This window comes from Streptomyces sp. NPDC006435 (assembly GCF_040612315.1).
In the GTDB taxonomy this organism is placed as follows: Bacteria; Actinomycetota; Actinomycetes; order Streptomycetales; family Streptomycetaceae; genus Streptomyces.
Window position 1 is genome coordinate 36,865 of the sequence record NZ_JBEXPY010000009.1, and the last position, 18,872, is coordinate 55,736.

The 18,872-nt window shown below is 72.5% G+C and carries 21 protein-coding genes; 8 read left to right on the forward strand and 13 right to left on the reverse strand.

Annotated elements, in window-relative coordinates:
• Positions 1-18: 18 nt before the first annotated feature.
• Positions 19-480, reverse strand: a complete 462-nt coding sequence (locus ABZZ04_RS12415; RefSeq protein WP_356932148.1) for a MarR family transcriptional regulator — start codon at positions 478-480, stop codon at positions 19-21.
• Positions 481-567: 87 nt separating this feature from the next.
• On the opposite strand from ABZZ04_RS12415, the gene ABZZ04_RS12420 reads away from it, so the two are divergent.
• Positions 568-1,422, forward strand: coding sequence for an alpha/beta hydrolase (locus ABZZ04_RS12420; RefSeq protein WP_356932149.1), 855 nt, complete (start codon positions 568-570; stop codon positions 1,420-1,422).
• Positions 1,423-1,540: 118 nt separating this feature from the next.
• On the opposite strand, the gene ABZZ04_RS12425 is transcribed toward ABZZ04_RS12420, so the two are convergent.
• A complete protein-coding gene (locus tag ABZZ04_RS12425; protein WP_356932150.1) occupies positions 1,541-1,900 on the reverse strand; it encodes an arsenate reductase family protein in 360 nt (119 codons plus the stop codon).
• 189 nt (positions 1,901-2,089) lie between these two features.
• On the opposite strand from ABZZ04_RS12425, the gene ABZZ04_RS12430 reads away from it, so the two are divergent.
• Entirely contained in the window at positions 2,090-2,359 is a 270-nt protein-coding gene (locus tag ABZZ04_RS12430) for a hypothetical protein (protein WP_148834616.1), read from the forward strand.
• 130 nt (positions 2,360-2,489) lie between these two features.
• Here ABZZ04_RS12430 and ABZZ04_RS12435 read toward each other — a convergent pair whose 3' ends face one another.
• A complete protein-coding gene (locus ABZZ04_RS12435; RefSeq protein ID WP_356932151.1) occupies positions 2,490-2,978 on the reverse strand; it encodes a hypothetical protein in 489 nt (162 codons plus the stop codon).
• A gap of 164 nt (positions 2,979-3,142) precedes the next feature.
• On the opposite strand from ABZZ04_RS12435, the gene ABZZ04_RS12440 reads away from it, so the two are divergent.
• Positions 3,143-3,628: a hypothetical protein gene (locus ABZZ04_RS12440; RefSeq protein ID WP_356932152.1), complete on the forward strand. Its 486-nt coding sequence runs from the start codon at positions 3,143-3,145 to the stop codon at positions 3,626-3,628.
• Between the two features lie 31 nt (positions 3,629-3,659).
• On the opposite strand, the gene ABZZ04_RS12445 is transcribed toward ABZZ04_RS12440, so the two are convergent.
• Entirely contained in the window at positions 3,660-4,001 is a 342-nt protein-coding gene (locus ABZZ04_RS12445) for a hypothetical protein (protein WP_356932153.1), read from the reverse strand.
• A 394-nt stretch (positions 4,002-4,395) separates the two neighbouring features.
• Between ABZZ04_RS12445 and ABZZ04_RS12450 the strand changes: the two genes are divergently transcribed.
• Positions 4,396-5,469: a hypothetical protein gene (locus tag ABZZ04_RS12450; protein WP_356932154.1), complete on the forward strand. Its 1,074-nt coding sequence runs from the start codon at positions 4,396-4,398 to the stop codon at positions 5,467-5,469.
• Positions 5,470-5,647: 178 nt separating this feature from the next.
• Here ABZZ04_RS12450 and glnA read toward each other — a convergent pair whose 3' ends face one another.
• A complete protein-coding gene (gene glnA / locus ABZZ04_RS12455; RefSeq protein ID WP_356932155.1) occupies positions 5,648-7,057 on the reverse strand; it encodes a type I glutamate--ammonia ligase in 1,410 nt (469 codons plus the stop codon).
• Positions 7,058-7,357: 300 nt separating this feature from the next.
• Between glnA and ABZZ04_RS12460 the strand changes: the two genes are divergently transcribed.
• Positions 7,358-7,825 carry an RDD family protein gene (locus ABZZ04_RS12460; protein WP_356932156.1) on the forward strand — a complete coding sequence of 156 codons (468 nt, stop codon included), beginning with the start codon at positions 7,358-7,360 and terminating at the stop codon, positions 7,823-7,825.
• Between the two features lie 291 nt (positions 7,826-8,116).
• On the opposite strand, the gene ABZZ04_RS12465 is transcribed toward ABZZ04_RS12460, so the two are convergent.
• From ABZZ04_RS12465 to lipB, 4 genes are all read right to left on the reverse strand, one after another.
• Positions 8,117-8,821, reverse strand: coding sequence for a DUF4191 domain-containing protein (locus tag ABZZ04_RS12465; protein WP_356932157.1), 705 nt, complete (start codon positions 8,819-8,821; stop codon positions 8,117-8,119).
• 19 nt (positions 8,822-8,840) lie between these two features.
• A complete protein-coding gene (locus ABZZ04_RS12470; RefSeq protein ID WP_356932158.1) occupies positions 8,841-9,041 on the reverse strand; it encodes a hypothetical protein in 201 nt (66 codons plus the stop codon).
• Positions 9,042-9,381: 340 nt separating this feature from the next.
• Positions 9,382-10,347 (reverse strand): lipoyl synthase, encoded by a 966-nt coding sequence (gene lipA / locus ABZZ04_RS12475; RefSeq protein WP_356932159.1) that lies wholly within the window; start codon positions 10,345-10,347, stop codon positions 9,382-9,384.
• Positions 10,348-10,479: 132 nt separating this feature from the next.
• Positions 10,480-11,292 (reverse strand): lipoyl(octanoyl) transferase LipB, encoded by an 813-nt coding sequence (gene lipB / locus ABZZ04_RS12480; protein ID WP_356932160.1) that lies wholly within the window; start codon positions 11,290-11,292, stop codon positions 10,480-10,482.
• A 265-nt stretch (positions 11,293-11,557) separates the two neighbouring features.
• On the opposite strand from lipB, the gene ABZZ04_RS12485 reads away from it, so the two are divergent.
• Positions 11,558-13,240: a regulator gene (locus ABZZ04_RS12485; RefSeq protein WP_356932161.1), complete on the forward strand. Its 1,683-nt coding sequence runs from the start codon at positions 11,558-11,560 to the stop codon at positions 13,238-13,240.
• Between the two features lie 87 nt (positions 13,241-13,327).
• Here ABZZ04_RS12485 and ABZZ04_RS12490 read toward each other — a convergent pair whose 3' ends face one another.
• Positions 13,328-14,635: an NAD(P)/FAD-dependent oxidoreductase gene (locus ABZZ04_RS12490; RefSeq protein ID WP_356932162.1), complete on the reverse strand. Its 1,308-nt coding sequence runs from the start codon at positions 14,633-14,635 to the stop codon at positions 13,328-13,330.
• A 287-nt stretch (positions 14,636-14,922) separates the two neighbouring features.
• A complete protein-coding gene (locus ABZZ04_RS12495; RefSeq protein WP_356932163.1) occupies positions 14,923-15,822 on the reverse strand; it encodes a TIGR01777 family oxidoreductase in 900 nt (299 codons plus the stop codon).
• A gap of 183 nt (positions 15,823-16,005) precedes the next feature.
• Between ABZZ04_RS12495 and ABZZ04_RS12500 the strand changes: the two genes are divergently transcribed.
• The gene (locus ABZZ04_RS12500) at positions 16,006-16,536 is read left to right on the forward strand and encodes a GNAT family N-acetyltransferase (RefSeq protein WP_356932164.1); all 531 of its coding nucleotides are present in this window, start codon (positions 16,006-16,008) and stop codon (positions 16,534-16,536) included.
• An 80-nt stretch (positions 16,537-16,616) separates the two neighbouring features.
• Here ABZZ04_RS12500 and ABZZ04_RS12505 read toward each other — a convergent pair whose 3' ends face one another.
• Positions 16,617-17,285, reverse strand: coding sequence for a helix-turn-helix domain-containing protein (locus ABZZ04_RS12505; RefSeq protein WP_356932165.1), 669 nt, complete (start codon positions 17,283-17,285; stop codon positions 16,617-16,619).
• Between the two features lie 154 nt (positions 17,286-17,439).
• Between ABZZ04_RS12505 and ABZZ04_RS12510 the strand changes: the two genes are divergently transcribed.
• Positions 17,440-18,210: an SDR family oxidoreductase gene (locus ABZZ04_RS12510; RefSeq protein ID WP_356932166.1), complete on the forward strand. Its 771-nt coding sequence runs from the start codon at positions 17,440-17,442 to the stop codon at positions 18,208-18,210.
• Between the two features lie 108 nt (positions 18,211-18,318).
• On the opposite strand, the gene ABZZ04_RS12515 is transcribed toward ABZZ04_RS12510, so the two are convergent.
• Positions 18,319-18,840, reverse strand: a complete 522-nt coding sequence (locus ABZZ04_RS12515) for a DUF4240 domain-containing protein (RefSeq protein ID WP_356932281.1) — start codon at positions 18,838-18,840, stop codon at positions 18,319-18,321.
• Between the last annotated feature and the right edge of the window lie 32 nt (positions 18,841-18,872).

Below are 18,872 nucleotides of genomic sequence, written 5' to 3' on the forward strand. Positions count from 1 at the left end.
ACCGGCGGGCGGGCCGGTTCAGGCGACCGGCGGGGGAGCCGTGGCGACCGCCCGGTGCGCGGCGTCCAGGAAGCGCCGGACGGCGGCCGTCCCGTTGTCGTCGAGGTCGCGCAGCACCGCCGTGGTGTCCTCGATCAGGGGCCCGAAGAACGCCCGCCCCAGCTCCCTCGCGCGCGGCGTCACGCTCAGCAGCACCCGGCGCCGGTCGCACGCGTCGCGGATCCGGGTGAGGTGCCCCAGCCGCTCCAGGCGGTCGATGAGCGAGGTGGTGCCCGCGGAGTTGAGCCCGAGCTGCGGGCCGAGCCACCCGGCGGTGGCCGCCGTACCGGCCCGTTCCGCGTCCAGCAGGCAGATCAGCGCGCGCACGTCGGTGCTGTGCATCCCGTGCAGGCTCGCGAACTCGGCCTGGCGCAGCCCGAATTCGACGGTCACCCTGCGCAGCAGATGGACGAGCTCCAGCTCGGGTCCCTCGTCGCTCATCACGCCGTCCCCTCTCCCGGTCACCCGTTCCAATCATCTCGCTCAGCGAGATAATATCGGTCGGCAGTCGATCCGGGAGGCACACCCATGACCGTCAGCACGTCCTTCCTCGCGGCCTACGACGAGGTCCTGGCGACCAGATGGCCCGCCGGCACGACGCACACGGAGCTCCCCACCCCGTACGGCACGACCCGGGTCAACAGCCACGGCCCCGGGGACGCCCCGCCCCTGGTGCTGCTGGCCGGCGGCGGCGCGACCTCCACCGTCTGGTACGCCCAGGCCGCCCACCTGGGCCGGACCCACCGCGTGCACGCCGTCGACCTCGTCGGCGACCCGGGCCGCAGCGTCGCGGGGGAACGCCCGGTCCGTACGGTGCGGGACCTGACGACCTGGCTCGACGCCGTGCTGGACGGGCTGGGCGCCGACCGCGCCGCGCTGTGCGGGCACTCGTACGGTGCCTGGATCGCCCTCCACCACGCCCTGCACGCGCCCCACCGCGTCCGGAAGCTGATCCTCCTCGACCCCACCCAGTGCTTCGCCGGTTTCCGCCCCGGCTACCTGCTGCGCGCGCTGCCGATGCTGCTCCGCCCCGACGCGCGGCGGACGCGCGCCTTCCTGGAGTGGGAGACGGGTGGCGCCGCACTGGACCCGGCCTGGCTGCGGCTGTGCTGCGCAGGGGCGGACTTCCCCTCCGCCCGCCCCGTCACCGGTCCCCGCCCGGCCCCCGACGCCCTGCGCGGCCTGGACGTGCCGACCCTGATCCTGCTGGCCGGGAGCGGCAGGGTCCACGACCCGGCCCGCGTCGCCGCCGCGGCGGACCGGCTGCTGCCGCGCGCACAGACGGTGACGATCCCCGGTGCGACCCACCACACCCTGCCGCTGCACGAGCCGACGGCCGCCGAACTGAACCGCAGGGCGGCCGACTTCCTGACGGCCCGGTGACGCGGGGCCCGGCACGGGCGGGCACGGCCCCGACGCGCCCGTACGGCACGCCGGGCGGGCCGACGCACCGCACGGGGACGCTTCCGGGGGCGGCGCACCCGCCCGGCGCGCCGGTCCCTCAGCGGCCCAGGGCGTCCCGTACCGCCTCGTCCGTGCGCGCCACGACGGCGGTCCCGTCGTCCGCGGTGATGATCGGCCGCTGGATCAGCTTCGGGTGCTCGGCGAGGGCCGAGATCCACCGTTCGCGGGAGTCGGCCTCGCGCGGCCACTCCTTGATCCCGAGCTCCTTCGCGTCCGCCTCCTGGGTCCGTGCGATGTCCCACGGCTCCAGTCCCAGCCGGTCGAGCACGGCCCGGATCTCGTCCGGCGACGGCACGTCCTCCAGGTAGCGGCGGACGGTGTACTCGGCACCCTCCGCGTCGAGCAGCTGCACCGCGCTGCGGCACTTCGAACAGGCGGGGTTGATCCAGATCTCCATGGGGTCAAAGGTACGGGAGCGACCCCGTTCCCCCGGACGGCGAAGGCCCGGCAGGACCCCGCTCCCGGTGCGGCCGAAGACGCCGGAACAAATCCATGAAAGCCCTGCTGGCCAGCGGCGATTGTCAGTGGTGGGCCGTAAAATGGAGGTAGTTCGTGAGGGTTCCACGACCGTGCCAGGAGGTTGTTCATGGCCGTTGCCGCAGTCACGACCAAGCCGTTCCACAAGCCCCTGCAGAAGAAGCCGCTCCCCGCGGGCCGGCCCCGTGAGTGGTACATCACCCACAACCGTCGCCTGAAGGCCATGCGCCTGGCGATAGCCCTGCTCGACACGGGCGTCTACTACCCGTCGACGGCGACCAACGCCAAGATACGCGCGACCGCCGAGCGCATCGGCATCCACCCGCCGTCCGACACGACCTGCCGCATGGTCCGCGCCCTGATCCGTTACGGGCGCTGACTCCGACGCATCCCGTGCGGCCGGGTTCCCGGGCTCCTCACCGAGCCCGGGAACCCGGCCGCACCCGTGCGCATCGGCACGCATCGGCGCTTCGGCGTCCCCGGTCCTTCGGAGTCCCCGCGCATCGGGTTCAGAAGCCGTCGCAGGTGGCGGTGGCGAAGGCCCCGGAGGCCGAGGCCGTCCGGACGGTTCCGTCGTCCACCGTCACGGCGCAGGAGACCTCGCCGCCCGACCTCCCGAGGGTGACGGCGAGGGCGCCGCCCCGCATGAAGCCCCTGGTCCGCACCTCCCCGGTCCACGGCAGGGAGCGCAGGGTCAGCCGCGCCGTGGACAGGCCGCCGTCCTGCCAGGCGGGGTAGGTGACGGTGACGTCCCGGGCGGTCCCGGTGACCTCGTAGGTGACGCGGAGAGGTCTCGCCCCCTCCCGCGCCAGCACCCCGGCGGTCCATTCGACGGCCACGGCACCACCGACGGCCGGTACGAGCACGGCGAGCAGCAGCACCCCGGGCCACCACCGCCGGGGCCGTGCCGTCCCGGGGGCGGTGAACCGCTCCCGGTCGCCCACGACCCCGGGTCCGTACGCGTCGCCCACGATCCCGGGCGGGTCCGTGTCGTTCATGCCCCCAGGCTGGTCCGTCCCACGACGCGCCGCGACCCGGCACCGGCCGGCTTCGGCCACCCGGACCACCACCCGTCCGGTGCCCACGGCATGCGGCATCGCCCGCCGCCCCTTTGACTGGGCCGGGGAGGAACGGGGGCAGGGGGCGAGCGCCGGGAGGCACGATGACGAGGAACGCCGTACGGGGACCGGTGGCCGTGCTGCTGACGGCGGTCGTGATGTCGACGGCCGCGGCCTGCTCCGGCGACGGCGGGAGCGCCTCCGAGACGGCCTCCAGGGCCGCGTCCGCCGCGGCGTCGGCGGCGTCCAGGGGTGCCGACGTGGTGGCCTCGGCGACAGCGGCGGCGGGCGAGAAGCTGAAGGGCTTCAAGGACGGTGTGAACGCCAGGGGCGACGTGAAGGTGGGTTCCCCCGTCACCGACGGCGACGGCCGGGCCACCGCGAAGGTCACCGTGACGAACGGCACCGACTCGGCGAAGTCCTACGCGGTGCAGATCAATTTCCGCGACGACAAGGGCGGCCTGGTCGACACGGTGGTGGTGACGGTGTCCGGCGTCGCTCCCAAGGCGTCCAAGGACGCCACGGCCCGCAGCAACCGCAAGCTGTCGGGCGAGGTCGTGGCCGAGGTGGGAACGGCCCTGCGGCACTGACCCCGTCGACGGCCGGAGCCGCTGCCCCGTACTACCCGGAGAAAATCCCCGCGGACAGATCCGGAGGCAGATCCGGCGGCAGGACGTTCACGACGACCGGCTCCGGGGGATTCGCAGGTGTGGGCACCTGGATGAGGAAGGGCCAGAACACGATCTGACTCCCCGTATTCGTGGCCCGCTGCGAAATCTGGTAGCAGACGATCTCATTCGGGTCGTCAACGACTGTGTAGCACCTGAGCGCCGAAGGCGCGGCCCGGGAATTCTGCGGCAGGGCGACGGAACTGCTCGCCGAAGTACCGAGGATTCCGGCTGCCAAGAAGGAAGCCGCCGCTGCGACACCGATGTTCCGCAGGGTTGTCTTCTTCATGTTCATCAGCTCGGAGGTTCGATGTGAACCGGATTGCCCCATCAGTTTTCCGGGGCCTCGGTGGTACCGGCGCCGGGGTTCGGCGGGGTGACTCCCGCAGAACCCGTACCGGGCGCCGGCCACCATCGTATCGTCCGGTCCGGGGCACGTCCTGTGCGGAACCGGCTCTCAACTCCCCAGTAATTACTGGTTGAATCCCGGAAATCTTTCGGTGCGACATCCTCGGAATGAGCGCGCAAGCTGGAAGAGGCGGGATTCAGGAATCCCGCCCGGAGTTGCTGCTTTCAGTCCCGTCGTCACATCGGCGTCAAGCCGGGGTCACGCCGTGACTCCTGCCCGCTGCGCACGACGGCACGCGGCTGGAACAGCAAGAAAGCGCAGTGTCCGAAAGGGGAAAACCGTGAAGGGAAAAGTCGTCCTGAGTTCCGCCGCGGCAGTGGCGCTCGTCGGAGGGCTGGCAGTGACCACTGCCGCACCGGCTTCCGCCGCACCGACCCAGACGTGCCGGGTGGCGGCGAGCACCTTGACCGGAGAGAACTTCGATCCCAACGCGCTGTTCGTCGTCTCTCCCGGCGGGATGGTGCTGCGCCCCTCTGCCGACGGTCGCATCGGACCGACCGCAGTGACGGGCACGGGCAGCTTCTCCGTGGGACCCGTGGCCTGCACCGGGGGTGAATCGGCAGGCGGCGTGGCCGCAGCCGCGGCCGCCGGGGTGAGCGCGGCGCAGTCGGCGATCAGCAGGGGCGCCTCCCCGCAGCAGGCGGCGGCACAGGGCGTGGCGGCGGCGCAGGCCACGGGCAGAAGCCTCGGCCTGTCGCAGACCGTGATCAACCAGATCAGCAATCAGACGATCAACAACCTGAATCAGATCATCGGCTCCACCATCGGTGGCTCCGTCATCGCGGGCAGCGGCAACACGGTCGGCGGTGGCAACACGGTCGGTGGCGGCACGACCACACCGGGCACAGGCACAGGCACAGGTACTGGAACAGGCACGGGCACGGGCACGGGCACAGGTACTGGAACGGGCACGGGCACGGGCACGGACACTGGTACCGGCACGGGTACTGGAACCGGCACCGGCACTGGGACCGGCACGGGTACTGGAACAGGCACGGGCACGGGCACTGGGACCGGCACCGGCACAGGCACCGGCACCGGTACCGGCACGGGTACTGGAACCGGCACCGGCACCGGCACCGGCACGGGCACTGGAACCGGCACGGGTACTGGAACCGGCACGGGTACGGGTACTGGGACCGGCACAGGTACCGGCACCGGCACGGGTACTGGAACCGGCACGGGTACGGGTACTGGGACCGGCACTGACACAGGTACCGGTACCGGCACCGGCACGGGTACTGGCACCGGGACCGGCACGGGTACCGGGACCGGGACAGGTACCGGCACCAGCACCGGCACAGGGACTGGGACCGGCACCGTCGAGCAACCGGTGATGATGCCGGCTCAGTGATTCCCTGCCTCCGGCAGGCGACGCGTCCGGACGGCGCAGGCGCAGCCCCCGCTGCGCCTCGTGCCCGACAGCTGATCGGCGGCCTCGAACGCCCATGGGCCCTCATCGGTTTCCCGATGAGGGCCCATGAACCTGTGCTGTGCGGTGTGTTTGTTACCGGATCACCCGACCTCGCGGTCTAGAGGTCGAAGTAGAGCTCGAACTCGTGCGGGTGCGGGCGCAGCTGGATCGGGGCGATCTCGTTGGTGCGCTTGTAGTCGATCCACGTCTCGATCAGGTCGGACGTGAAGACGCCACCGGCCTGCAGGTACTCGTTGTCCGCCTCCAGCGCGTCCAGGACGGCCGGGAGGGAGGTCGGGACCTGCTGGACGTTCGCATGCTCCTCGGGAGCCAGCTCGTAGAGGTCCTTGTCGATCGGCTCCGCGGGCTCGATCTTGTTCTTGATGCCGTCCAGGCCCGCCATCAGCAGCGCGGAGAAGGCGAGGTACGGGTTGGACGACGGGTCCGGGGCGCGGAACTCGACGCGCTTGGCCTTCGGGTTGGAGCCCGTGATCGGGATGCGCATCGCGGCGGAACGGTTGCGCTGCGAGTACACCATGTTGACCGGGGCCTCGAAGCCCGGGACCAGGCGGTGGTAGGAGTTCACCGTCGGGTTGGTGAACGCCAGCAGCGACGGGGCGTGCTTGAGGATGCCGCCGATGTAGTAGCGGGCGGTGTCCGAGAGGCCCGCGTAGCCCTGCTCGTCGTAGAACAGCGGGGTGCCGCCGGACCACAGGGACTGGTGGACGTGCATGCCCGAGCCGTTGTCGCCGAAGATCGGCTTCGGCATGAAGGTCGCGGTCTTGCCGTTGCGCCAGGCGACGTTCTTCACGATGTACTTGAAGAGCATCAGGTCGTCGGCGGCGGCGAGCAGCGTGTTGAACTTGTAGTTGATCTCGGCCTGGCCGGCGGTGCCGACCTCGTGGTGCTGGCGCTCGATCTGCAGGCCGCTCTTCTCCAGCTCCAGGGACATCTCGGCGCGCAGGTCGGCGAAGTGGTCGACCGGCGGGACCGGGAAGTAACCGCCCTTGTAGCGGACCTTGTAACCGCGGTTGTCCTCGAGCGCACCGGTGTTCCAGGCGCCGGCCTCGGAGTCGATGTGGTAGAAGCTCTCGTTCGCCGACGTCTGGAAGCGGACGCTGTCGAAGACGTAGAACTCGGCCTCGGGACCGAAGTACGCGGTGTCGGCGATGCCGGTGGAGGCGAGGTACGCCTCGGCCTTCTTCGCCACGTTCCGCGGGTCGCGGCTGTACTGCTCGCCGGTGATCGGGTCGTGGATGAAGAAGTTGATGTTGAGGGTCTTGTCGCGGCGGAAGGGGTCGACACGGGCGGTCGACAGGTCCGCGCGCAGGGACATGTCGGACTCGTGGATGGCCTGGAAACCGCGGATCGACGAGCCGTCGAAGGCAAGCTCTTCGTTCGGGTCGAAGGTCGCCGCCGGGACGGTGACGTGCTGCATCACACCGGGCAGGTCACAGAACCGGACGTCGACGAACTTGACGTCATTTTCGGCGATGTACTTCTTCGCGTCGTCGGCGTTCTGGAACATCCAACTCCTCCTACTCCCGGCCCGGGAGGGACGGGGTTGCAGCTCGTGGTGGGGCCAGTGCGGTGGCACACGCTGGACCTGACCATAGGCAGACCGGATTTCTCAAGCATGACCCATTTGTTTCGCAGAAGTTAACCGGGCCGGGTGTGACCGGCGCCTCATGGCCGGTAATGGAGGCGTCGCCCCGACCGTTCCTCCCCTCCCTCCCCCCGCCGTTCCCCAGGGCCTTTCCCGGCCCTTCCGGGCCCTGCGCGGTACCCGCCGGGCCGGGGGAGAATGCGGGCGCAGTACCGTGTTCGGGTGGACAACAGGCAAGCAATCGGATCGTGGCTCTCCGGGCCGCGCGCGGCCGCCGAGGAGATGGGGGCCGACTTCGGCCACCGGGGCAAACGGCTGGGCCTGCCCGAGCAGGGGCCGGGCTCCGTCGCGCCGCTCGGCCGGCGTTTCGGCGCGATCTTCATCGACTGGGCCCTGTGCATGCTGATCGCATACGGGCTGTTCGCTCGCGGTGACCAGCAGGCGGCCGGGAACTGGGCCCTGGGCATCTTCCTCGTACTGAGCGTGCTCACCGTCGGGACCATCGGTTGCACCCCCGGCAAGCGCATCCTGGGCATCAGGGTCATCGCGGAGAACGGCGGCCGGCTGCCGTTCGGGTGGGCCGTCGTCCGCAGCGTGCTGCTGTGCCTGGTGATCCCGGCCCTGGTGTGGGACCGCGACGGCCGCGGGCTGCACGACCGGCTGGCCCGCGCCGTCCAGGTCCGCATCTGAGGCATCCGGCCGGCCCGCGCGGTCCAGGTCCGCATCCGAGACATTCGGCGGCTCCGAGGCGCCGGGCGCGTTCGAGGCCGCAGAGGCGCCAGGGGCGTCCGAGGTGTCCGACGGCATCCGGGGCATCCCGTCCGAAGCGGTTCGGGACACCCGGGGCGGTCCTGCGGGCGTCCGGCGCCGGGAGGGCCCGGGACACGCCCGGGGCACCGGCACTGCCGAAAGCGTACGTACACGAAGGGCGGGGCGCGAACCGAACCGGTTCGCGCCCCGCCCTTCGACGTTCTCGAGACGTCAGCGCATCTTGCCCCGCGGCATCCGCATGCCCTTGGGCATGGGGCCCTTCGGCAGGGGCATGTTGCTCATCAGGTCGCCCATCGCGCGCAGCCGGTCGTTGGCGGCCGTCACCTGCGGGCCGGTCAGGACGCGCGGCAGCTTCAGCATCTTGGTGCGCACCTTCTTCAGCGGCACCTGGCCCTCGTCGTTGCCGACGATGATGTCGTGCACCGGTACGTCGACCACGATGCGCGACATCTTCTTCTTCTCGGCCGCGAGCAGAGCCTTCACCCGGTTCGGGTTGCCCTCGCCGACCAGCACGATGCCCGCCTTGCCGACGGCGCGGTGGATGACGTCCTGGTTGCGGTTCATCGCGACCGCCGGGGTCGTGGTCCAGCCGCGTCCCACCCGGTCCAGCACGGCCGCGGCGGCGCCCGGCTGCCCCTCCATCTGCCCGAAGGCGGCACGCTCGGCACGCCGTCCGAAGACGATCGCCATTGCGAGGAGGGCCAGCACGAAGCCCAGGATGCCCAGGTAGATCGGGTGGCCGATCAGGAAGCCGACCCCGAGAAGGACACCGAAGGTGACGATTCCCACGCCCGCGACGACGAGACCGACCTTGGGATCGGTCCTTTTGGCCATCTTGTAGGTCAGGGCGATCTGCTTGAGCCGCCCCGCGTTCTCGGCGCTGTCCGCGCCTTCAGTGTTTGCCTTCCTCGCCATGCACAGAAGTTTACGTGGCCTAGGAACGGTGGTCGGCCGCGGCCTCCAGTACGTACTCGGTCTCGACCCTGTCCTTGGCCCGGCGCCGGTCCTCCACGACCGCGTTCCAGGCGTTGCGGCGGGCGGTGCGCTGGCCGCCGCTCAGGAGCAGCGACTCGACGGCGCGGAGGGCATCGGTGACGGAAGGGATGGCGGTGGCGCGTACCGGCACGGCCTGCATCGTGGAAATCTCCTCGGAGCGGATGTGCGGACTGAGTTGCGTGGACTCAGCTGCCCGGTGCGAACGTGCCCGGGACTGCGTTGCGCGAAATGGGTGGCGGGCGCGGGGCACGGGGACAGGGCCGGTGGCGGCCGGACGGCCACCGCGAGCCACTGCGCCCGTGTGCACCCAGCGTCATTGCTCGGTGTTACCAGCGCATGACCGGTCGGTCAAACACCAATGAAACCTTGATCCGGGCGCCGCGCACGCCGACGCGGCCCATACGCGCCTCCGACCTGCGGAGAGCGTAGGGGCCGCGTCGGACCATCCATTACTGCTCAGTAGCTTCTTGTGCTCGGATTCACACGGCGGGCGCCGCGGCGGCGGCGTCCCGGCGCTCGATCGCCTGCTGGAAGAGGCGCCCGGCGCGGTACGAGGAACGGACCAGCGGCCCGGACATCACGCCGGAGTAGCCGATCTCGTCGGCCTCGTCCTTCAGCTCCACGAACTCCTGCGGCTTCACCCAGCGCTCGACCGGGTGGTGCCGCACGGAGGGGCGCAGGTACTGCGTGATCGTGATCAGCTCGCACCCCGCGTCGTGCAGGTCCCGGAGCGCCTCGCTGACCTCCTCGCGGGTCTCGCCCATGCCGAGGATCAGGTTCGACTTGGTCACCAGCCCGGCCTCGCGGGCCCGCGTGATGACCTCCAGGGAGCGCTCGTAGCGGAAGCCGGGGCGGATCCGCTTGAAGATCCGCGGCACCGTCTCCACGTTGTGCGCGAGCACCTCGGGGCGCGCGGAGAAGACCTCGGCGAGCTGCTCGGGGACCGCGTTGAAGTCGGGGATCAGCAGCTCGACCTTGGTGCGGCCGGCCTCCCGGTCGGCGGTCAGCGCGTGGATCTGGCGCACGGTCTCCGCGTACAGCCAGGCGCCGCCGTCCTCCAGGTCGTCGCGCGCGACGCCGGTGATGGTGGCGTAGTTCAGGTCCATCGTGACGACGGACTCGCCGACCCTGCGGGGCTCGTCCCGGTCCAGGGCCTGCGGCTTGCCCGTGTCGATCTGGCAGAAGTCGCAGCGCCGGGTGCACTGGTCACCGCCGATGAGGAAGGTGGCCTCGCGGTCCTCCCAGCATTCGAAGATGTTGGGGCAGCCGGCCTCCTGGCACACCGTGTGCAGACCCTCGCTCTTCACGAGCTTCTGCAACTGGTTGTACTCGGGGCCCATCTTCGCCCGGGTCTTGATCCACTCGGGCTTGCGCTCGATGGGGGTCTGGCTGTTCCGGACCTCCAGGCGAAGCATCTTGCGTCCGTCGGGTGCGACAGCGGACACTCCGGCACTCCCCTTTGCTTTCACTGCATTGGATTCTTCGGCGAACACCAGGGTACGCCCGTGGTTCAGACGGCTTTACGTCTGGCCAACCTGTGGCCGACAGGTCCTATTCCCCGTCGGCCCTCCAGAGTGTCATGCCGTGGCCACGGCATCCGCCGGTCGTCCGACGACGCGCGGCGCCAGATGCGCGTTCTCCAGGACGTCCCGGAGGTGCTTCTCGACGACCGGGAGCACCTCCGCGATGGTGACGTCGCGGCCCAGCTCGTACGCGAGCGAGGTGACGCCCGCGTCCCGGATGCCGCACGGCACGATCCGGTCGAACCAGGTGTTGTCCGGGTTCACGTTGAACGAGAAGCCGTGCATGGTCACGCCCTTGGCCACCCGGATGCCGATCGCCGCCAGCTTGCGGTCCTCGCGGCGCTGGCCGGCGTTGGACGGGGCGTACTCGGGGCCGTTCAGCCGCGCGTCGAACTCCTCGTCCTGGAGCCGGGGGTCGAAGTCGAGCGAGAGACCGCCGAGCGACGGACGGTCCTCGACCGGGTCGCCGAGCACCCAGACGCCGCTGCGGCCCTCGACCCGGGTGGTCTCCACGCCGAACTCGGCCGCGGTGCGGATCAGCGCGTCCTCCAGCCGGCGTACGTGCGCGACCACGTCCACCGGGCGGGGCAGCTTCTGGATCGGGTAGCCGACCAGCTGCCCGGGACCGTGCCAGGTGATCTTGCCGCCGCGGTCCACGTCGATGACCGGGGTGCCGTCCAGCGGACGCTCGCTGTCGGTCGTGCGTCGCCCGGCCGTGTACACGGGCGGGTGTTCCAGCAGCAGACAGGTGTCCGGGACGGTGTCCTCGAATCTGGCCGCGTGCACCTCGCGCTGCTTCTGCCAGGCCTCCTGGTAGTCGACGGCTTCCTCGCCGAATCCCAGCCGGACGAACCGAAGCTCAGCCACGACAGATGCCCTCCTACTAGCGGTGCCGGGAGCCGGGAGGTGCCCGGAACCGCGCCACCATGCACTGGATCACGCCCCCGGCCACTGTACGACCGGCCCCGGGGCGGCGGCCCGGCAGGTCTTACCCGTCAGCGCCGCCCTCAATCCTCACACGATCGGATGAAAGTGAAGCGAAGGTAGCTGTGACGGGCACGGAGGCCGCTAAATTCGCGCCGTTCCATAAGGGCTGGCCGACCGGCCCCGAAGGCAGGAGACCGTACAGCTGATGTCGGAACGACCTCCGCAGCGCACCCCCAACCGCCGACTCGCCTCGCTCATCACCGAGGCCGGTTTCTCCAACGCCGGCCTCGCCCGCAGGGTGGACCAACTCGGCCTCGAACACGGCCTCGACCTGCGGTACGACAAAACTTCCGTGACCCGCTGGCTGCGCGGCCAGCAGCCCCGCGGCACCACCCCCGCGCTGATCGCCGAGGTCTTCACCCGGCGGCTCGGCCGCCGCCTCTCCGCACAGGACCTGGGCCTCGACGCGTGCGCCCCGGTCTACGCCGGCCTGGAGTTCGCGGCCACGCCCGCGGAGGCGGTCGACATCGTCAGCGGGCTGTGGCGCAAGGACTCGGGCAGCAACGCGGAACTGCGCAAGATCGCCTTCACTCCCGCCGGACTCGTCGTGCCCAGCAGGGACTGGCTGATCGGACGGGCCGACGAATGGGTGGGGCGGGGCGGCGAACCCGCGCCCCCGGCGCACGACGGGACCGGTGCCGTCCGCGGGACGGCCGGGGCGGTGGGAACCGCCGAGCCGGGCGGCTCCGTCCGCCCCGGCGGCCTTGCGGGCGCACGCGGGGTGCCGGGGGCGCGCGGGACGTACGGGATGCCCGGACCCGGCGGGGCCACGGCACCCGGACCCGGCCGGGGCGGACCCCGCGGACCCGTGCCCTCCCGGCCCTCCGGCCCGTCCACACCCCCCGGGGCGCCCGTGCCCCCGGCGGTCACCGGCCTGCCGGACGGCCACGGCGTCCCCCGTCAGCGGACCGAACGCGGCCCCGGCCAGCGGGTCAGCGGCGGCGACGTGGCCGCCCTGCGCTCGGTCGGCGAGCTCTTCCGAGCCCTCGACAACACCTACGGCGGCGGCCACGCCCGGCAGGCACTCGTCCGCTACCTGGAGCACGAGGCGGAGCCGATGCTCCGCGGCACGTACGGGGAGGCCACCGGGCGCCGGCTCTTCTCCGCCGCCGCCGACCTGACCCGGCTGGCCGGCTGGACCTCCTACGACATCGCGGCCCACGGCCTGGCCCAGCGGTACTTCGTCCAGGCCCTGCGGCTCGCCCAGGCCGCGGGCGACCGCGCGTACGGCAGCTACGTCCTGATGACCATGAGCCGGCAGGCGGTCTACCTCGGACACGGCAGGGAGGCCGTGCAGCTGGCCCGGGTGGCCCAGCAGGGCATCGGCTCCTCGGCGCCGCCCGTAGTCCAGGCCCTGCTGCACGCCGTCGAGGCGCGCGCCCACGGCGTGCTCGGCGAGGCCAGGGCCTGCACCACCTCGCTGGCGAGGGCGGAACACGCGCTGGAGACCGCCCGCCCCGGGGACGAGGTGCCGCACTGGGCCCGGTACTTCGACGAGGCCCAGCTCGCCGACGAGTTCGGCCACTGCCACCGCGACCTGCAGCAGCACCGGGCCGCGGCCCAGCACGCGGAGCGCTCGCTCCAGCTGCGCTCCCCGGCGTACGCCCGCAGCCGGCTGTTCTGCCGGGTGGTGCTGGCCTCCGCCCGGCTCGGGCTCGGCGAACTGGACCAGGCGTGCGCGCTCGGTGCCGAGGCCGCCCAGCAGGCCGCGGAGATGCGCTCGGTGCGGGCGACGGAGTACGTACGGGACTTCGAGCGCCGCCTGGAGCCGTACCGGGACGCGGCCGCCGTGCGGAACTACCGCGAGCGGGTCGCCGCGCTGGGATGAGACCCGGCGGTGCCGGGGTCCGGCACCGCGCCCCGCGGGCGGACGCCGGTACCGCCGGACGCGCCCCGGGCCGCTCGGCGGCCCCCGCTACGCGGCCTCGGGCAGCCCCGTCCCGTTGCCGCGCCCCGGCCGTACGCCCAGGTCGGTGAGGATCGCGTCGGCCGCGCGGCGGCCCGAGACCAGCGCGCCCTGGACCGAACTGGTGTCGCGGTGGTCGCCGCACACGTACAGGCCGGAGAGCAGCCGGACCGGGCGGCGCGGGTCGTGCGGGGCCGGCATCGCGGGTATCGCCTCGGGGTCGTGGTGGGAGGCCAGCAGCTCCCAGTCGTCGGTGGGCGTGCCGTACAGCGCGGAGAGATGGGCGCGGACCGTGCGGTCCAGGTCCGACGGCGGGGTGCCGAGCACCGTCGAGCTGATCAGCGTCCGGCCGCGCGGCGCGCGCGAGGGATCGACCGCGCTCATCACCGCGGTGTGCGCGACCGGCCCCGAGCGGTCGGCGTCCAGCAGCAGCGAGGAGCCGGTCGGCGGGGCGACGGGGGCGGTGTGGTGAAGGACCGTCACCGGATGGAAGGACGGCATCCGCAGCCCCGGCAGCAGTTCGGCGGCGGCCCCGGCGCCGGTCGCCAGCAGCAGGGAACGGCAGCCCAGTTCGCCGTGCTCCTTGGTGCGGACCGAGGTGATGTCGGCGGCCGTGACATGCACGCCCGTACGCACCGTGCCGGGGGGCAACGAGGCCGCGAGCAGATCGGGCAGCGTGCCCGAGCCGCCCTCCGGCACGCACAGCCGGCCGCGCGCGTAGCCGCGCAGGACGAGATCGGCGCACCGGCTGGACGTGCTGAGACCGGGGTCGCCGAGCAGCGCGGAGAGCAGCGGGCGGAGGAAGCCGTCGACCGTGCGGGAGGGCAGGCCGCGGTGGGACAGGGCGGCGAGCGCCGTCTGTTCGGGCCGGGCGAGGATGCGGGCGGTCGGTGTGGCGGCGAGCCGGGACAGCGCGGCGCCCAGCCGGGCCTGGTCGATCGGCCCGCCCATCGGCGGCCTGGGGGCGCTTGCGAGGGCGCGCGCCGCCTTGAATGCGCCCCGTGCGCCCCGTGCGTCGCCGGTCCGGTACTGGCGTCCCTCGCTGTGGACGAGGACCCCCGGGGCGAAGGTGCGCAGCGCCAGCCCCTCCAGGCCGGGCGTCATGCGCAGCTCCGGGCAGGAGGTGCTGAGGAGCGGCCCGATGTGGTCGAGCCGGAAGCCGTCCAGCTCGGCCGTGGTCATCCGGCCGCCGACCCGGGGGCCGGCCTCCAGAACGCTGACACTCACCCCCGCGCCGGTCAGGCGGTGGGCTGCTGACAGGCCGGCGATCCCGGCCCCGATGATGACGACGTCCGCGTGATGTGCCGAGCTGAGCACGTGCCCCTCCCCGAGTCGGCGCAACTACTGGGAGGCTCTTGCCCCCGACAGGCCCCCGGAATGCCCGAGTTCGCTAGGAGGCTAGGAGCGCCGCCGACGGGGTCGCAGTCGCGCGCGCCAGGGGCACCGTTGCACGGGGTCGCATCCGTGTCCGATTCGGCGCGAGCTGCGCGGTCCGGGGACGCGCGGGGTGCGCGGTCCGGCGTGCGCCGGTGCGTTCCCGGCGCGCCGCCGGTGTGCCGGGAACAGGGCCCGATGCGCTCGGCACGGCGCCCGCACCGGCGCGTTCAGCGCAGTGCCGCGCGGATCGCCGAGTCGATGCCGGGGAAGGCGAACACGAAGCCCGAGTCCAACAACCGTCCGGGCAGCACCCGCTGACTGCCCAGCACGTCCTCGGCGAAGTCGCCCAGGACGATCCGCAGCGCCGGGGCGGGCGCGGTGAAGAGCGTGGGGCGGTGCAGCACCCGTCCCATCGCGGCCGTCACCTCGCCGTTGGTGACCGGATCGGGCCCGGTCAGGTTCACCGGACCCGACAGCGACTCGGTGTCCAGGATGTGGCGCAGGGCCGCGACCTCGTCGTGCAGCGAGATGAAGCTCCAGTACTGGCGCCCGTTGCCCAGCCGGCCGCCGAGCCCCGCCCGGAACAGCGGGAAGAGCCGGCCCCAGGCCCCGCCCTCGCGGCCGACGACCAGACCGGTGCGCGCGTGCACGGTCCGCACGCCCGCCTCCTGGGCGGCGGCCGTGGCCGCCTCCCACTCCACGCAGACGGACGGCAGGAACCCCTCGCCGGCCGGGGCGCTCTCGTCGACGGCGCGGTCCCCGGTGTCGCCGTAGTAGCCGATGGCCGACCCGGACAGCAGCACCTTCGGGGGCGTGTCCAGCGAGGCGACCGCCTCGGCGATCGCCGCCGTCCCGAGCACCCGGCTGTCCCGGATCTCCTGCTTGTACGCGGCGGTCCAGCGCCGGTCGCCGACCCCGGCCCCGGCGAGATGGACGACGGCGTCGCAGCCCACCAGGCCCGCCACGTCGACGTAACCGCGCCGGGGGTCCCACTCCACCTCGTCGCCGGCCCTCGCCGGGTGCCGCACGAGGCGTACCACCTCGTGCCCGTCGGTTCGCAGCGAGCGCACCAGCGCCGCTCCGATGAGTCCGGATGCTCCGGTGACAGCGATACGGGAGTGCAGCATGGTTCCATCCTGCCGCAGCGGCTCCGGCACGCGCCGCCGACCGGGCCAATGCCCCCTGCACGGCCCACGCGCCGTCGTGCGTGCCGAGGCGCCCGTGCGACCCCTCGCGGCCCGCGCGCGGCCGTGCGCCGGGCGGGGAATTCGGGCTGACCGGGCGAGGCACGGCGTGACACAGTGGCGCGCATGCCCGAGAGCCACACGTACACGCACGGGAACGAGCCGTTCTCGATCCGCACCGCGGTTTCCTCCGACGGGGACGCCCTCGCCGAACTCGACCGGGACACCTGGTCGACGCTGCACGCCGTGACCCCGAAGCCGCAACCGCCGTACAGCCCCTTCTTCGACGACCGCCACCGCCCCGAGGACTTCCTGGTGGCCGAGACGGCCGACGGGCCCGGGCCTGTCGGCTACCTCCGGCTGGTCCCGCCGACCCCGCTGGCCTGCAACACGCACGTCCGGCAGATACAGGGCCTCGCCGTGGCCGACCGGGCGCGCGGCAAGGGCGTCGCCAGGGGGCTGCTGCGGGCCGCGTTCGCGGCGGCGCGCGCCGAGGGGGCGAACCGGATGACCCTGCGGGTGCTCGGCCACAACACGCCCGCGCGTGCCCTGTACGAGTCGGAGGGCTTCGTCGTCGAGGGCGTGCTGCCCGGAGAGTTCTTCCTGCACGGTCGCTACGTCGACGACGTCATGATGGGGCGCTCGCTCGACCGGTGACGTTCCGTTCCCCCGGCGACCGGTGACGTTCCGCCGGTCGCCCGTCACCCGCAGGTCCTTCCGCGCCCGGTGAGGTTTCGTCAGTCGCCCGTTCCCGGCCGGTCCTCGTCGGGCCGGTCCGTGAACAGCCGCATGCCGCCCATGAGTTCGTGCAGACAGCGCACCGCGAGCTCGGCGGGCGAGCCGGGGCCGCTCGTCGGCGCGTCCGTCCGCGCCCAGGTCTCCAGCGCCACCCGCACCGCGGCCGTGGCGGCGGCAGCGGCGAGCCGGACCTCCAGCGGGTCCGCCCCGTCGCCCAGCAGCCGGGCCAGCACCGGCAGCAGCCGTTCCTCCGAATCCTGATTGACCCGGTACCAGACGGCCCGCAGGGCCGGGTCCCCCTCCGCCGCCCGCAGCAGCCCGCGCGTCCAGCCGAGCTGCTCGGCGGCGTGCGCGTCCGGCGCCCGGAGCGCCTCGGCGATCGCCCGCTCCAGGGTCGCGGCCGGCGCCGCCCCCGGGGCGGCCGCCTCCAGCAGCGCCCGCCAGCGCTCGGCGCCGCCGGAGAGCAGCGGCCCCACCGCGTCCTGCTTGGAGCGGAAGTACCGGTAGAAGGTGCGCAGCGCCACGCCCGCCCGGCGGGCGATGTCCTCCGCGGTGGTGCCGTCGGGGCCGTGCTCGGCGAACAGCGCGGCGGCGGCCCGCGCGATCTCCAGCTGGGTCGCGGCCCTGCGGCGCTCGGTGAGGGAGGGGTGGCTCGGCTCGGTGTTCACCGACAGGAGATTACCCCCGTGATCACCGCGCCGACCGAAAAGCATGCATGAAATGCCACTGTGGCAAAACGTGCCATCCAGGCGTACGGTGGTGGTCGGCCGGACGACCACGGGGCCGTCCCGGACAGCACATACGGATCGGGAGAGATCAGAGATGAACCGCTACGAAGGCCGCCGCGTACTCATCACCGGTGGTGGCTCCGGCATCGGACAGGCCACCGTCCGCCGCGTACTCGCCGAGGGCGGCCGGGTCGTCGCCGCCGACGTCAACGAGGCGGGGCTGGCGGTGACGCATGCGACGGCGGTGGAGAACGGCACCGACGGACGCCTGACGACCCTGGTCCTCGACATCTCGGACGAGACCGCGGTCCGGGCGGGCGTCGCCTCCGCCGTGCAGACCCTCGGCGGGCTCGACGTCCTGGTCAACGCGGCCGGGATCCTGCGCTCCGAGCACACGCACAAGACGTCGCTGGAGTTCTTCAACAAGATCATCGCGGTCAACCTCACCGGCACGTTCCTGATGATCCGCGAGTCGATACCGGCCCTGCTGGCCGGTGACGCCCCGGCCGTCGTGAACTTCTCGTCCACCTCGGCGAGCTTCGCGCACCCCTACATGTCGGCGTACGCGGCGAGCAAGGGCGGCATCCAGTCCATGACGCACGCGCTGGCGAGCGAGTACAGCAAGCAGGGGCTGCGGGTCGTGGCCGTCGCCCCCGGCTCGATCTCCTCCGACATGACCAGCGGCACCGGACCGGGGCTGCCCGCCGACGCCGACATGTCGCTCTTCATGAAGCTGGCCCCGGCGCTCGGGGCGGGCTTCGCCAGCCCGGACACCGTCGCGGGCGTCGTCGCGATGCTCGGTTCCGAGGACGGCGCGTTCATCACCGGCACGGAGATCCGGGTCGACGGCGGAACCCACTTCTGACGGAACACGGAACGACGGCCCCGCCGTCCGCGACGCGGCGACGGGGCCCGTTCAGCGAGGTCGGCGGCGACGGGGCCCGTTCGGCAGGGGATGCGGTGACGGGGCCGTTCAGCGCGGCCCGAACCGCTCCCAGAGCGCGGGGAAGCGCTCCGCCAGGGCGGCATCGTCCTCGAAGTCGACCGGGGTGCCCTCCGGCTCCGACGCCCGGGGCGGCAGGCCGAGGTCCGGGGCGACCACGCCGGTGAGCTGCTCGTACGCCTCGTCGGCGGCGTAACCGAGTTCCTCGGCGTCCCCGTCGAGCTCCTCGTCGAAGTCGTCGAGGAGCCCGGCGAGGGCGTCCGGGTCGTGCAGCGCCCCCTCGAAGACCTCCCGGCCCTGGCCGATCAGCCAGCAGCGGAAGAAGTCGAAGGCGTCGTCGCCGGCGCCGCCCAGCAGCACGGTGGCGGCGCCCCACAGGTCCCAGCGGTAGGCGCGGTTGTAACGGGCCTCGAAGTGCCTGGCGAAGTCCAGCACCGCCTCGGGATCGAGCCGCACCAGCCGTTCGACGAGCAGGTCGGCCTGGTCCTCGGGGTCGCCCTCGGCGGCCTCGCGGGTGCTGTCGACGATCTCCCAGAACTCCGTCTCGTCCATCACGGGTCAAGCATCGGCCCTGGCGGCGGGCG